Raw genomic sequence first — 14,313 nt, forward strand, 5'->3', positions numbered from 1 at the left:
ATCCCCCACTAAGAGGTAGGTCCCCACGCGTTACTCACCCGTGCGCCACTCTCCAGTTCCCGAAAGAACCTTCTCGTACGACTTGCATGTGTTAGGCCTGCCGCCAGCGTTCGTTCTGAGCCAGGATCAAACTCTCATGTTCAATCCAAGCTTGTCTCATAGACAAACTCTAAAAATTAACGTCTGCACATTCATTTGGTGGTTACCACAAATCAATCAAATCAAAACCGAAGTCTTAATCAAACCGATCCGTCGTCTCCAGGATGCACAGACTTTTGCGCCATAACGCTGCCCGCGCATCCCTTCCTACTGATCAACAATGTCAAAGAACTCAAAGGCCGAAACCCTAAACCGCCTAACCCGCGTCGCCAATCTCGTCAGCGCCGCGCCTCGTCGGTGGAGGCGGGTTATAGGCCCCAGTAACAAACCTGTAAACACCTTTTTTCAAGTTTTCTGGAGATTTTGCCCGATTGTTTTTGGTGTCTGCAAAAGGGGCGGCGCAAACCCTTGTGTTTGGGTGGTTTGGCCAAGGGTTCAGCCAAATGCATGGCATGCACCACATGTGCGCATACCGCCCCAAACCCCGGAGATTTTCAACTTTGACCGACCAATTACAATATGGAGTCCAATGACTTCGCGGCCAATGCGCACATAGCTGCGTTCAAAACGACACAAGATTTTCGCTTTTTAACAGAAAACAACTGGCGTAAGAGACTCGTAGCAAGTTCAAGCGGCGCACCGGGCAGTGCAACACCAATTGCCAGTGTTTTGCCGCAACATCACAAAAGGCAAAGCCCGTGTTCAAGATTCCCCACATCATCGCCCATCGCGGAGCTTCGATTGAGGCCCCGGAAAATACCATTGCCGCATTCCGCGTCGCCGGTGCCCGCAATGCCAAATGGGTCGAGTGCGATGTGACACTGAGTGCCGATAATAAATGTGTCCTGATCCATGATGAGACACTTGAACGCACAACAAACGGCACGGGGCCAATTCACCAAAGCGATCTTGCCACTTTGCGCGGGCTCGATGCCGGTGCCTGGTTTTCAGACATATATAAGGGTGAACGTATTCCGACCCTGACCGATACACTTGAAACGCTGTATTTTATGGAAATGGGTGCGAACCTTGAAATCAAGCCATCGGGCTGCGATCCGGTACGTCTATGTCATGAAGTCATTGCCGAGTTAAACCGCGCCAAGGATCTTCCAATCCTGATTTCAAGTTTCGACGATATCGCTGTTGCCGAAATGCGCAAACATGCACCTAACATTCCATGTGGCTGGTTGATTGAAACGCTGCCTGATAACTGGAAAGCAGAATATGATCGCCTTGGTGCATCCGCCATTCATATAGACCACGCCGCGCTGACACCGGTAAGTGCCGCCCAGATTGTCAAAGCCGGAGTGCCGCTTGTTTGTTATACAATTAATGATGTTGATCGTGCGCGTGAACTGTTCGCATGGGGCGTTACATCCGTAATCACCGATGATCCGGCAAAACTGATCACGGCCATACCCCATCGACCATTGCCATCAACACGATAACATCGACACTTAAAAAGTCATGTCCCAAAGGACATGATCAACCACGAACCGGCATCTCGCCACCACACCAGATTTTGATGCACGGCTTTGCGGATATAAAATGATAAGGAAACGTTCCGATGACCATCGCCCCACAGGACGGGACACCGGCACCACCACCTATTGAGCCAAAAGCATCCCCGACACCGCTTTATCCAAATAACCGGGTACGGCGTCACCTAAGCGAACTGTTCCGGCTTGCCCTGCCCGTCACCATTGCACGGCTTGGCATGCTGATCATGTCGGTTGTCGACACCATCGTGGTTGGTAATTACGACAGCGCGGGACTGGCCTATCTTAATGTCGCCCATGCGCCGTTCACGACCTTGATGGTGACCGGGATCGGGCTCCTGACAGGGGTGATGATCCTGACGTCACATGCGGTCGGGCGCGACAACATGATCGAAGCCGGTCTGGTCTGGCGAAGTGCCATGCCTTATGCCGTGCTGATCGGTATTCTGTTTACGATCCTGACGTGGCAATCGCAGTGGCTGTTTATCGCGACCGGTCAGCCTGATGACATCGCACAGAATGCAGGCGAGTTGGCAATGATCCTGTCGATCGGAATGCCCGCGGCCATGATTTATATTACCTGCGCGTTTTTCCTTGAAGGCTTGCAGCGCCCGTTACCTGGCATGATGATGATGATTGGTGCAAATGCGATAAATCTGGTTTTGGATTACGGCTTGGTTTACGGGGCATTTGGCCTACCGGAACTGGGTGCTGAAGGTGCTGCATGGACATCAACCGTTATCCGCTGGTTCATGGCATTCAGTTTACTGGGTTATATTCTGTTGATGAAGAGCCATAGTCTTTATGGCATTCGCAATGGGTTTTCCGGCTGGTGGCGGGCATCGTACAAGGCACGCCATCTTGGGTATGCCGCCGGTGCCAGCCAGGGCATGGAAACAAGTGCGTTTGCCGCCATGCAGCTTTTTGCCGGAAGGTTGGGTGTTGTTGCGGCCGCAAGCTATGGCATTGCCATGACGATGCTGGCTTTGATGTTCATGGTTGCCCTTGGACTGGCATCGGCAACCTCTGTTCGGGTGGGCATTGCCTATGGCCGACGCGACAGACCTGATATGGCACTTGCTGGCTGGGTCGGACTTTTGACCACGATGGTGGTGATGTTTGTCCTAAGCGCGCCGCTTTATCTATTTCCTGATGCAGTTGCCCATCTGTTTACCAAAGATGGTGCGGTAATCGTGACGACCGTTTCGGTACTCGTTCTGATGCCGATTATCTTCCCAACCGACGGCGGGCAAAATGCGGCGATCAATGCATTGCGCGGTGCCGGGGACACATGGGCACCGACCATACTGCATCTGGTATCTTATCTGTGTATCATGATCCCGGTGGGATATTACCTGACATTCACGCAAGGCATGGGTGTGCCTGGCCTGTTTTGGGGCATTGTGATTGCAAGCCTTGTCGCTGTAAGCGGCCTTGCGATCCGGTTCAAGATTGTATCAAGCCGACCGATTGCCGCCCACACGCATTAATCAGCCCAAAAACAACAAAAGGTCCACCAGCACGATACTGGCGGACCTTTTTGCGTGTGAGACCTATTCTGTGCGATCAGGCACGTGCCGCATCGAATGAACGACGCGGCATCAGCAGATCACAAAATGGCAAGACAAGTGTGTCGAACGCAGATGCCGCCCGGGCGGCATCGACGCGAATGATGTGCTGTTCGATATCGCGCTGGGTGGCAAGATCACTAAGCGGGGCCAGTTCGGGCAGGGTATCAACCAATGCCGCATAAAATTCCGATTGATCTTCGCGCGCCGTCCCAGAAGCGAGATTGCCCAGATGGTTATAAAGCGCCATCGCCAAAAACCAGCGACAATAGGGCATCAGACCCTGCAAGATTTCTGCGCGTTGCTGTGGCTGAACATATTGCTGAAGGTCACTGTCGAGCCAAACGGCATTTTGCACCCCGGCAACAAAGGCATTTCGCAATGCGGGATGTTCATCATTAAAGAAGACAGTCGTTAGCCACGCCGAGACATCATCAAGGGCCTTACGGCGGGCATCAGGTGTGGCAGTGCCGGAAAAATCCAGCGCAGGCATTGGTGGTTGACCCGACATGGCAAGACTTGCCACAGCAGGATCAATCAGCGCATTGGACAGCCAAGCCTGATGCCAAATGCGCATCGGGCGGAAATAGGGCTCCTTTTCCGTCCCACCGGCCTCAATCCAGCTTTCAATCAGATGCGCACGGCCAAGTGCGATCCCCAACCGCAGGGCATCTTCAAACCCCATACCGTTTAAGAGGAACGGCTCGCCGAGCATATCTTCAAGCAGTGGCAAAGAGGCTGCGACGTGATCAGATCGAATCCCCGCACCAAGTGGCTGATAAAATCCTGATCCATCGCCATGTCCCAGAATGGCGCGAGCATGACTGGCAAAATTACCCCAGAAGACAAGCTTTACCGGTTCGGCGCGCTTGCGCCACAATGGGCGGGTCACATGCCAGTTTTCTGTTTCAAATTCAGCCAGTTTTGCTGTACCGACAAGCCGTGCAAGTGGCTTGGCCACCGCCAATTCAAGGTCATCGATCGCTCCAACCTGGCCAAGCGACAGGCGCCAACCTGGTTCTTCATGCGGATGACGATCAAGCCAAAGCATCGCAAATCCCGTGGCGCCCGCACGCTGAGCAGCCGGTACCACCAGATCAAAAAACAGCGAAAGCGGGGCAGGAATTTCCGGAACCGAATGATCAACCAAACCATCCCCGACAGCCCACGTTTTGATCATGACATCTTCAGCATCTGGCCGATCGTAAAAACGAGGCGGCAAGAAACCGGCATATTGGCCGTCGTTTTTGGATGCGTTGGTCATGGCAGCCTCGCAAACTGGAAAGATCATCCGCGCCGGGCACAGGATTGTGTGGCATGTGCGATCTGCTGATAAACAAGGATGCCAAAGGGGTCAATCATTGCCCGTTCATTGGTCATCCACGTCCAACGATGGTTACGCCCGTGTCAGTCCTGCATGCCCATAGCTTGCTTCGCGATAGACCGACGGCGGCATGCTGGCCAACCTTCTGAAATCACGTGAAAAATGCGCATTGTCGGTGAATCCGCACCAAAAGCCGATTTCACCAACGGATAATGTCGTCCCGCACAGAAGACGACATGCTTCGCGCACCCGAACAAGACGCAGCAAATCGGAAAAACGACTGTTGGCATATTGCAGGCGACGCTGCAGCGTCCGACCAGACGTATCAAGGGCAGCCGCCACATCGTCAATCGTCCAGCTTCGCCCGATGTCCTGCTCAAGAATGGTACAGAGCTGTTGAACAATGGGTCGCTGTGCAGAAATAGAAGGCGCCGTTCCGGGCATATTGGCCATAAACGGATAAGAGGAGGAAACCGGTTCGAAACTTTTCCAAGTAATGCGAAACCGCAAACCGCGCCCATTGAACTTAAATTTCTCACTCAGACGTCCGTTGCGCATGACCGACACAGCAGGCCCGTGACTTGGCAAAATCGTACTATCAATGAAATCGGCCCCGACGGCCTCAAGCAACCCAATCAAGAACCCGTGCAACAACAGGTTTTCAACCCGCGCCGGAGGCTGACCACGCACGACACCGCGATGAAAGGTCATGGACTTCCCCGTGACCTGATAGTCGCTTCGCGCGCGCGCGTGGGAATATCCTTCGAGCCGGCGCCAGCGATCTGCAATCATGCCCGGTGTTGCAACATGGCGCAGCATGGTCAGGATCGGCGCCTGTTCCTTGGCTGCAAGATGCCGCCCAAGACGCACAAGCACGGCCGGACCATTTGCCTCTTCGAGTGACAGCATGATACTGCGCAATTTGGCAGACGTAACTACCGTCCCTGCCGGCACAAGGTCATAACCGCGCGGCAACCACGCCAACTGGCGGATCAACGCAACGTGCAACCCGAATGAAACAAATTCCTGCATAAAACAGTACCAAAATTCAAAATGTGGCGTGATCATACAAACTAATCATATGGCTGTCAGGGTCAGATTGGAAATGTCACGAAGCTGTTACATTGCATGATTGCTGCGATTGCGAAATCAGCGTTATGGTTTTCACCAACCCAAGCAGCCATTGCCACACATTCCGGGGCATGTCAGTCTTGCGCTTTCCCAATCAAAATTGCTGGATAGCACGTGATCAAGGTTCTTTTTGTATGTACTGGCAACATCTGCCGTTCGCCCACCGCAGATGGCGTGTTTACGGACATGGTTGCAGCGGCCGGTCTGTCTGAGCAGGTTACTGTCGATAGCTGCGGGCTTTCGGCCTATCACGTTGGCGAATTGCCCGATACACGATCACACCAAATGGCTCAAAGCCGGGGATACGATCTTGGCCATATACGGTCGCGCAAAATCAAACCCGGCGACTACACAGAGTTTGACTATATTCTGGCCATGGATGATGGGCACCTGCGCAATATGCGCCGTCAGGCCCCTTCGGCAAGTCAGCAGAAACTAAAACTCTTTTTGGATTACCATCCGAAATTATCCGGTCAAAGTGTTCCCGACCCCTATTACGGTGGCCCGAACGGCTTCACTGATGTGTTTGATATGATCGAAGAAACATCCCGTCGCCTGTTGGCCCATATCCGCGATCAACACGGTATTTGATCCATGACTGATCCGATCTTGTCTCAACGGATCACAGATTTGACCGGGGCGAAAATCATTGCCCGATCACACCTGTCGGGCGGAGGTGTTGCCACCGTCATGCGGGTTGATCTGGATAACGGACAGTCACTGGTTATTAAGGCGGGTGCCGACGCCAATCTGGATATAGAAGCCGCAATGCTGCGGTATCTGACAGACCATTCCCCCATTCCATGCCCGAATGTGTTGTATGGCGATTCCAGTTGTCTGGTGATGGGTTTTATTGCCAACGATGGTCAGATGTCTGGATCAGTACAACGTGATTTGGCCAGACAGCTTGCCAAACAACATGCTGTCACAGCCGATCAATATGGATTGTCTTTTGACACATTGATTAGCGGACTGCATCAGCCAAGCACCCAGAGCAAAAGCTGGATCACGTTTTTTGGCGAACATCGACTTCGATATATGGCAACGGCTGCCCATCAGGAAGGCATTTTGCCCACACGTTTGGTAAACCGGATTGATAAGCTGATTGTAAAACTTGGCGATCTGATCGCGGATAAACCAGCAGCATCCTTGCTGCATGGTGACCTGTGGGGTGGAAACATCCTGTGTCAAGACGGAAAGATCGCAGGACTTATTGATCCGGCGATCTATTATGGCGACCGTGAAATCGAACTTGCCTTTGGCACATTGTTCGGGGATCTGACGCCGGAATTTTTCAAACAGTACGATGAGGTGAGCAAGATTGAACCGGGCTTCTTCGAAGAACGCCGGGATTTGTATAATCTCTATCCATTATTGGTTCATGTTCGTTTATTTGGTGGATCTTATGTCGATTCCGTTGACCAAACTCTTTCGCGATTTGGGGTATAAGCTGCCAAAATCCTTATTAAACACACACAATGACAAAAGAAGCAGGGACAAGAGAGTTGAGAATTTTTATCGGGGCGGTCGTAGCCCTTACAATGACAGCAAGCATCACCGCCATTGCCCATGAAGGTGCGACGGGCGTGGTCAAGGAACGCATGGACGGCATGAAGGCAATTGGTCAGCAGGTCAAGATCATGGTGCCAATGATGAAAGGTGCCTTACCCTATGACCCGTCGACTGTCGCGGAATCGGCAAGCATCATCGAATCCCATGCGGGTGAAACCTTTACCAAACTTTTCCCCGAAGGAAGTGACAAACATCCATCCGAAGCTCTGCCTGAAATCTGGGATGACTGGTCAAAATTCACAGGTTTGGCTTCGCAACTTGAAAGCAACGCCGCGGCACTCAAAACCGTTGCCGCGAATAATGGCTCGGAAGAAGACTTCAAAGGTGCGTTGGGCAACGTGCTTAAGACATGCAAATCCTGTCATAGCAATTTCCGCGAATAAGTCAGGCAGCCCTATAAATAGCGGGTTATCTAATCGATCTTGCAAAATTAAAGGCCGCAGCATGATGCTGCGGCCTTTGTCATTCACATCGATCTGATCAACCGATTATCGACCGATCATCGCAAAGAATTCACGGCGTGTGATTGGATCATCGCGAAATGCGCCAAGCATACGGCTGGTCACCATGGACACACCGGTTTGATGGACACCGCGTGTGCTCATGCATTGATGGTTGGCATCAATCACAACAGCCACACCAAGCGGGTCCAGTTCTTCCTGAATGGTGTTGGCAACCTGTGCGGTCATCTTTTCCTGAATCTGCAGGCGCTTGGAATACACTTCGACCACGCGGGCAAGTTTTGAGATTCCTACAACCCGTTTGCGCGGCAAATACGCAACATGGGCAACTCCAATGATCGGAACCATGTGGTGTTCACAATAGGATTCGACACGGATATCGCGCAGCACGACCATTTCGTCGTAGCCATCGGTTTCTTCAAAGGTACGGCGCAAGATTTCCGCCGGGTCCTGCTGATAACCGGCAAAAAACTCGCCATAGGAGCGCGCCACACGATCAGGTGTTCCAAGCAGACCTTCGCGCTCGGGATCATCACCTGCCCAACGAAGAAGGGTGCGAACGGCGTCTTCTGCTTCTTCGCGTGTCGGACGTTTTACCGAACTGTGTTCGCTGCACATACTAAATCCTTTTATCTTTTTGGTGGGGCTCCTGACCCGCATTTATATCAATTTACCGTATGTTGCCCATGGGGACTATCAAGTGAAAAGGCCGGAATCTGAATATCAAAATGATTCCCGTCCATATCTGTCATCTCGTAAGTCCCGACCATAAAGCCGCTCGGCGTGGCCAATGGCGCGCCACTTGTGTAATTAAAGCTCTCGCCCTCGGCCAACACCGGTTGCTCCCCGATGACGCCGGGGCCTTTGACTTCCTGAGTCTCCCCGCGTGAGTCAGTGATACGCCAGTAGCGGTTCAGCAACTGCACGGTTTTTGATCCCAGATTTTCAATCTCAATCCGATAGGCCCAGATATAACGATGGGTGTCCGGATCGGACTGGTCTTCAAGGAATACCGGCTGTACCGAAACCTTGATTTCGTTGGTCACGGTTGAATACATGCAATTCTCCAGGCCAATTTATTCCAGTCCATCTTCCTCAGCCAAGATCACTGTTGATGACGCATATGTAGACAGTTCAGAGCCACAGTGCCAGATACCTGACATAATTTGCTTACCTGTTTCGTACACAGACCAAAATAATGGCCCGAAACGAAACGGCCCGCACTGTTTTGTACGGGCCGAATTCCGAAAAGTTCAACACATACTGCCCGCCCCTAAACGGCCAAAGCGGCAAGCAAGTCTTCTTTAAGGTCGTCGACATCTTCTAGGCCGACCGAAAGGCGCAGCATGCCTTCGGTAATGCCCATGACCACCTTGTCCTCGGCCGGGACGCGCTGATGCGTTGTCGTCCAAGGATGGGTCGCAAGACTTTTAGCGTCTCCGAGGTTGTTGGAGATATCAATCAGCTTGAGGTTATCAAGCAGCGAAAACGCCGCCGCCTTGCCCCCTGCAAGTTCGACCGCAATAAGCCCGCCACCGCGACCTGACATTTGTTTCATCGCCAGCTCATGCTGTGGATGGCTTTTGAGTGCTGGATATATAACGCGCGACACACTCGGCTGTTCCGACAGGAATTCGGCCAATGCGGTTGCATTGCGAATATGTTGATCGACACGCAGGCTCAGCGTTTCAAGCCCCTTAAGCAGAACCCACGCATTGAACGGGCTCATGCTTGGACCGGTGTGGCGCAGGAATGTTGTCAAATGATCATCATGCCATTCTTTGTCGTTAAACAGAATGGCACCGCCAAGACACCGTCCCTGACCATCAATGTGTTTCGTTGCTGAATACACAACAATATCAGCACCAAGTTCCATCGGCTTTTGCAGGACCGGGGTAGCAAAAACGTTGTCGACAACAACCTTTGCCCCAGCCTTATGCGCCAGATCGGCAACGAAGGCGATATCAATGACTTCAAGTGTCGGATTGGATGGTGTTTCAAGGAACACGGCATCTGCTGGCTTGGACAATGCCTTTTCCCAAGCGGCATGGTCAGTGCCATCAACCAGTTCGGTTTCAACACCAAATCGCGGCAAAAGCGTTGTCAAAATGAACTCGCACGACCCAAACAGTGCGCGCGAACCAACCACGCGGCCACCGGCCTTGGTGCATGCGATCAACGCATTCCAAACCGCCGACATGCCCGATGCAGTTGCGCGGCAATATTTTGCCCCCTCAATCAGAGCAAGGCGTTCTTCGAACATCCCGACGGTCGGATTGGCGAAACGTGAATACACAAACCGTTCCGGTCCACTGCCATCAAAGGAGGCCTCAGCCTCGGCAGCACTTTCATAAACATATCCGGAATTCATGAAGATGGCCTCAGAGGTCTCGCAGAAACCACTTCGTTCGGTTCCACCCCGGACAGAACGGGTAGCTGCGCGCCAGTTATCTGAAGCCTTTTTTTCGGTCGTCATCGTCTTGCTCCTACATGCCCGGTCATATTGGTATGATCCGGACACAAAAAAACCCTGACCGGCATGAATGGGTCAGGGCCGAAGCCATGTATCCCCTCTTTAGCGATTTTTTACGTGGTCGCAAGCCGGTCGACAAATCCCACGAAGTGCGCAGACGATACGACCAGACTTTCGTAAGGTCAAGAACCTCTGACTGCTCAATTTTGCGCAGAGGCATGTCAGATAGCAAAGTAACCGGCTAACAAACGGTTCACGCAATGGTGAAAGCAGTTCAGAAGCCACGGACAAGATTTCGTTCTAATCTGCTGGAAATTAATGCAATCCTGTATTTGAGGTTTTGCGCCCCAGTTTATGCAAATGCGTGAAACGAATGACCAAGACCAGCTCAATGGCGTCTGATTTGACCGATAAAAAATCCACCCAAACCCCAGCCCCCCAATCTGGTGCAAAACCAATTTGGCGCAAACTATGGCCTGTTGCGGTCTTGCTTGCAGGATTGGTCTTTGCCTGGTCTGCTGGGGTTCTTGATTTTCTGTCATTTGATACTCTGCGCGAAAACCGCGATATTTTGCGTGACTTTGTCACCAGTAATCCAGTTTCAAGCGTCATAACGTTTATGGCTATTTATGCTGTTTCGGTCGCACTTTCCTTGCCAATCGGATCTCTTTTGACGATTGCGGGCGGCTTTATGTTTGGTGTCTGGCTTGGCACCGCCTATGTCGTGATCGCAGCAACCCTTGGCGCGGTCATTGTTTATCTTGCGGCACGCTATGCGCTTTATGATCTGATGCATGCCAAGGCAGGCAACGCCATCCGCAAGATGGAAAAGGGCTTTGCCGAAGATGCCTTAAGCTATCTTATGGTCCTGCGTCTAATCCCGATCTTCCCGTTCTGGCTGGTGAACCTCGTTCCGGCCCTTTTGGGCGTCAAAATACGATCCTTTGTGCTCGGTACGATCGTTGGCATCATTCCCGGCACATTTGTTTATGTGTCAATCGGTGATGGGTTGGGTGCACTGTTTGATCAGGGCAAAACACCCGATCTGGGTGTTATCTTCGAACCCCGAATTCTAACCCCAATCATTGGCCTTGCCGTTTTGGCAATGTTGCCCGTTGCCTATAAAAAACTCCGAAAAAACAAGAACAGGGTCCCATCCAATGAGTGATGTCATCAAAACCGATATCTGTGTCATTGGGGCAGGGTCTGGCGGGCTTTCAGTTGCCGCCGGTGCCGTGCAAATGGGAGCAGGTGTCGTCCTTATTGAAAAGAGCAAAATGGGCGGCGATTGCCTCAATACCGGGTGTATTCCGTCAAAGGCGCTGCTGGCAGCCGGTCACGCTGCACATAATGTCAGAACCGCATCGCGATTTGGCGTTTCGACCGGACCAGTCGACGTTGATTTCGCCAGGGCAATGGATCATGTGCACAGCGTGATCGCCGGAATTGCTCCGCATGATTCGGTTGCACGGTTCGAAGAACTTGGATGCACCGTCATTCAGGGCGAAGCAAAATTCACCTCCCCACGTGAACTCGTTGCCGATGGCAAAACCATTCAAGCCAAGCGATTTGTCATTGCCACAGGATCACGTGCGGCCATTCCGCCAATCGACGGATTGGAAAACGTTTCCTACCTTACCAATGAAACCATCTTTGAGACCAAAACATGCCCGGATCATTTGATCATCATCGGTGGTGGCCCCATCGGTCTTGAAATGGCGCAGGCCCATCGGCAACTGGGCGCAAAGGTCACCATCATTGAGATGATGACGATCCTGCCCAAAGACGATCATGATATGGTTGATGTGGTCCGTACCGAGATTGAAGCATCGGGGATCAGCCTTTACGAAAACGCCAAAACCCGGCAGGTCGAATTGAACGGCGATCAAATCCGTGTCGTGATCGAACAAAACGGTGCCAATATCACCATCGAAGGCAGCCACCTGTTACTGGCAACAGGACGTGCGCCAAACGTTGAGAACCTTGGCCTTGATGATGCCGGCGTTGCTTTTGACCAACGGGGTATTGAGGTTGATGCGCGCTTACGCACAACAAACCGGAAAATATTTGCTATCGGCGATGTTACAGGCGGACTGCAATTTACCCATATGGCGGGATATGACGCTGGCATTGTCATTCGCAATGCCCTCTTCCGTTTACCCGCAAAGGTTAACCACAGTGCGGTGCCGTGGGTGACTTATACCAGCCCGGAACTTGCCCAAGTGGGTCTGAATGAAACAGCTGCACGTGAAAAATTTGGCGATAACATTCGGGTTGTAACTTGGGACTACGCAGAAAATGACCGCGCGCGGGCCGAAGATGCGACAATCGGCTTTATCAAAGTCATCACCACCCCGAAGGGTCGCATTCTTGGGGCTGGCATTGTCGGGCGTCAGGCCGGGGAATTGATTGGCATCTGGACGTTGGCGATTTCACAAAAAATGAAAATAGGTGCAATGGCTGGCGTTATTGCCCCTTACCCAACCCTTGGCGAGCTTTCAAAACGTGTTGCCGGTGCTTGGTATACGCCCAGCCTGTTTAGCGACAGAACGCGCAAGATTGTTCGGCTCCTGTTGAAGCTTGGATAAAGCACTGTTTGTCTCCAGGTTTCTGTATCTCTGTACATTTTTGATCGTCTCTGGCTAACATTCCCTATGGAAAGACCGCATCTTAAACTGCCCCCATGGGCCAAATCGCTGTCGGCACGCTTGCTCGTGCTGACGGTCAGTTTTGTGATGCTCGCAGAAGTCTTCGTTTTTGCCCCGTCGGTTGCACGTTTTCGCATCGACTGGCTAGAAGCCCATCTTGATTCCGCGTATCTGGCCGCCCTTGCGCTGGAGGCAACCCCCGATCAAATGATCCCCGATGATCTGGAAAAAGAACTGCTGTCCAATGCCGGGATCGAAGCCGTCATCCTGCGGCGCGAAGATCGTAAATTGCTGCTGCAGCGTGACGACATGCCCGCAAAGATCGACAAGGATGTCGATTTGACCAGCTTTTCCATTCCGATGGCCTTGCTCGAAGGGTTTTCCACCCTGACCCAAACCGGTAACCGGATGCTGCGTGTTATCGGCATGCCGTCCATGGCCCCGACTTTCGAAATCGAGATCCTGGTTCATGAGAAAACCCTGACTGAGGCAATGCGCGATTTTGGCTGGCGGGTCATGGGATTGTCTTTGATGATTTCGTTCTTTACCGCCGGGCTGGTTTATTTTGCGCTTAATCGCATGATGGTCCTGCCAATGCGAACATTAACCCGCGACATGATCCGTTTTCGTGAAACGCCGCAGGACAAAAATGCTGTTATCGATCCGGGTCATCGGGATGACGAAATCGGTGTCGCCCGTCAGGAACTGGCAAGTATGCAGCAAGACCTGCAAGCCATGCTTAATCAACGAAGAAGACTCGCAGCACTCGGCACGGCGGCCACAAAGATCAGCCATGATCTGCGTAACGCATTGGCCACATCCATGTTGATGACCGAACAGCTCGCCAAAAGTCAGGATGACGAAGTCCGCGCGGTTGTGCCACGCTTGTTGTCATCGATGGAAAGGGCGGTCTACATCAGCGAACAGACATTGTCCTTTGCGCGTGAAACTCCGCCACCGCGTGATTTGGTGAAATTCACACTTGTCGAACTGATCGAAGAAATCCGCGATCAGATTTTGCTGCAAAAATCCGACCCACTTTTGGACGGCGCAGCCGAGAGTGAAACGAAACTGTCGCTGCCGTGCACGGCACAGATCGAAATTGATCTGCCCAATGATGTCATGCTTGAAGCAGATTATGACATGCTGTTTCGCGCCTTTAGCAATCTGATGCGCAACCCGCTAGAAGCTGGAGCCAACACTGTATGGGTGTCGGTCCAAAAGGTACACGGTAACAGTCAATCCATCCAAGACGGCCATTTCATTGAGGTTTTGATCTCTGATAACGGACCTGGATTGGCCGAGAAGGCGATCAAGAACCTGTTCATCCCGTTTGCAGCCAGCGGTCGCCAAGGGGGCACTGGACTTGGTCTTGCCATCGCACGGGAATTGATCGCTGTTCACAACGGCGATCTTCGTCTTGCGGCAACAGGACCAGATGGCGCGATATTCTGTGTGAAACTGCCGGTTTCTTCCTGATTTTTGTGGTGCAGCCAATCGTACCACACAGGATTAATAGCTTTAAACTATCATAATTT

Annotated in this window: 13 protein-coding genes, 1 rRNA gene and 1 riboswitch; of the genes, 8 read left to right on the forward strand and 6 right to left on the reverse strand. The window is 52.2% G+C overall.

Annotation, left to right across the window (positions count from 1 at the left end):
* Nucleotides 1–142 (reverse strand): 16S ribosomal RNA (locus tag K355_RS0119365); the annotation flags it as partial.
* A gap of 655 nt (nt 143–797) precedes the next feature.
* Here K355_RS0119365 and K355_RS0119370 point away from each other — a divergent pair.
* Both K355_RS0119370 and K355_RS0119375 read left to right on the forward strand, forming a co-directional pair.
* On the forward strand, nt 798–1,547 hold the full coding sequence (locus K355_RS0119370; protein ID WP_022733819.1) for a glycerophosphodiester phosphodiesterase family protein: 750 nt from the start codon (nt 798–800) through the stop codon (nt 1,545–1,547).
* A gap of 119 nt (nt 1,548–1,666) precedes the next feature.
* The gene (locus tag K355_RS0119375) at nt 1,667–3,088 is read left to right on the forward strand and encodes an MATE family efflux transporter (protein WP_022733820.1); all 1,422 of its coding nucleotides are present in this window, start codon (nt 1,667–1,669) and stop codon (nt 3,086–3,088) included.
* A 76-nt stretch (nt 3,089–3,164) separates the two neighbouring features.
* Here K355_RS0119375 and K355_RS0119380 read toward each other — a convergent pair whose 3' ends face one another.
* Together K355_RS0119380 and K355_RS0119390 are read right to left on the reverse strand one after the other, a co-directional pair.
* Nucleotides 3,165–4,430 (reverse strand): hypothetical protein, encoded by a 1,266-nt coding sequence (locus K355_RS0119380; RefSeq protein WP_028791772.1) that lies wholly within the window; start codon nt 4,428–4,430, stop codon nt 3,165–3,167.
* Nucleotides 4,431–4,562: 132 nt separating this feature from the next.
* Complete coding sequence (locus K355_RS0119390; RefSeq protein ID WP_028791773.1) at nt 4,563–5,522, reverse strand: helix-turn-helix transcriptional regulator; 960 nt, start codon at nt 5,520–5,522, stop codon at nt 4,563–4,565.
* A gap of 213 nt (nt 5,523–5,735) precedes the next feature.
* On the opposite strand from K355_RS0119390, the gene K355_RS0119395 reads away from it, so the two are divergent.
* Genes K355_RS0119395 through K355_RS24500 form a run of 3 tightly spaced genes read left to right on the forward strand, consistent with a single transcriptional unit; the run spans nt 5,736 to nt 7,576 of the window.
* Nucleotides 5,736–6,212, forward strand: coding sequence for a low molecular weight protein-tyrosine-phosphatase (locus tag K355_RS0119395; protein WP_022733824.1), 477 nt, complete (start codon nt 5,736–5,738; stop codon nt 6,210–6,212).
* Nucleotides 6,213–6,215: 3 nt separating this feature from the next.
* A complete protein-coding gene (locus tag K355_RS0119400) occupies nt 6,216–7,070 on the forward strand; it encodes a fructosamine kinase family protein (protein ID WP_022733825.1) in 855 nt (284 codons plus the stop codon).
* A gap of 56 nt (nt 7,071–7,126) precedes the next feature.
* The gene (locus K355_RS24500) at nt 7,127–7,576 is read left to right on the forward strand and encodes a c-type cytochrome (protein ID WP_022733826.1); all 450 of its coding nucleotides are present in this window, start codon (nt 7,127–7,129) and stop codon (nt 7,574–7,576) included.
* A 105-nt stretch (nt 7,577–7,681) separates the two neighbouring features.
* On the opposite strand, the gene folE is transcribed toward K355_RS24500, so the two are convergent.
* The 3 genes from folE to metZ form a co-directional block, all read right to left on the reverse strand.
* Nucleotides 7,682–8,272 (reverse strand): GTP cyclohydrolase I FolE, encoded by a 591-nt coding sequence (folE, locus tag K355_RS0119410; RefSeq protein WP_022733827.1) that lies wholly within the window; start codon nt 8,270–8,272, stop codon nt 7,682–7,684.
* Between the two features lie 47 nt (nt 8,273–8,319).
* A complete protein-coding gene (apaG, locus tag K355_RS0119415; RefSeq protein WP_022733828.1) occupies nt 8,320–8,712 on the reverse strand; it encodes a Co2+/Mg2+ efflux protein ApaG in 393 nt (130 codons plus the stop codon).
* Nucleotides 8,713–8,927: 215 nt separating this feature from the next.
* Nucleotides 8,928–10,130 (reverse strand): O-succinylhomoserine sulfhydrylase, encoded by a 1,203-nt coding sequence (gene metZ, locus K355_RS0119420; protein WP_022733829.1) that lies wholly within the window; start codon nt 10,128–10,130, stop codon nt 8,928–8,930.
* A 78-nt stretch (nt 10,131–10,208) separates the two neighbouring features.
* A riboswitch (SAM riboswitch) is annotated at nt 10,209–10,283 on the reverse strand.
* A 217-nt stretch (nt 10,284–10,500) separates the two neighbouring features.
* On the opposite strand from metZ, the gene K355_RS0119425 reads away from it, so the two are divergent.
* The 3 genes from K355_RS0119425 (at nt 10,501) to K355_RS0119435 (ending at nt 14,254) form a co-directional block, all read left to right on the forward strand.
* Nucleotides 10,501–11,295 carry a TVP38/TMEM64 family protein gene (locus K355_RS0119425; RefSeq protein WP_022733830.1) on the forward strand — a complete coding sequence of 265 codons (795 nt, stop codon included), beginning with the start codon at nt 10,501–10,503 and terminating at the stop codon, nt 11,293–11,295.
* Nucleotides 11,288–12,715: a dihydrolipoyl dehydrogenase family protein gene (locus K355_RS0119430; RefSeq protein ID WP_022733831.1), complete on the forward strand. Its 1,428-nt coding sequence runs from the start codon at nt 11,288–11,290 to the stop codon at nt 12,713–12,715. The genes K355_RS0119425 and K355_RS0119430 overlap by 8 nt, the downstream gene beginning before the upstream one ends.
* Nucleotides 12,716–12,781: 66 nt before the next feature.
* Nucleotides 12,782–14,254 (forward strand): sensor histidine kinase, encoded by a 1,473-nt coding sequence (locus K355_RS0119435; protein ID WP_022733832.1) that lies wholly within the window; start codon nt 12,782–12,784, stop codon nt 14,252–14,254.
* Nucleotides 14,255–14,313: the final 59 nt, after the last annotated feature.

The sequence above is a fragment of the Thalassospira lucentensis MCCC 1A00383 = DSM 14000 genome (genome assembly GCF_000421265.1).
GTDB lineage: Bacteria > Pseudomonadota > Alphaproteobacteria > Rhodospirillales > Thalassospiraceae > Thalassospira > Thalassospira lucentensis.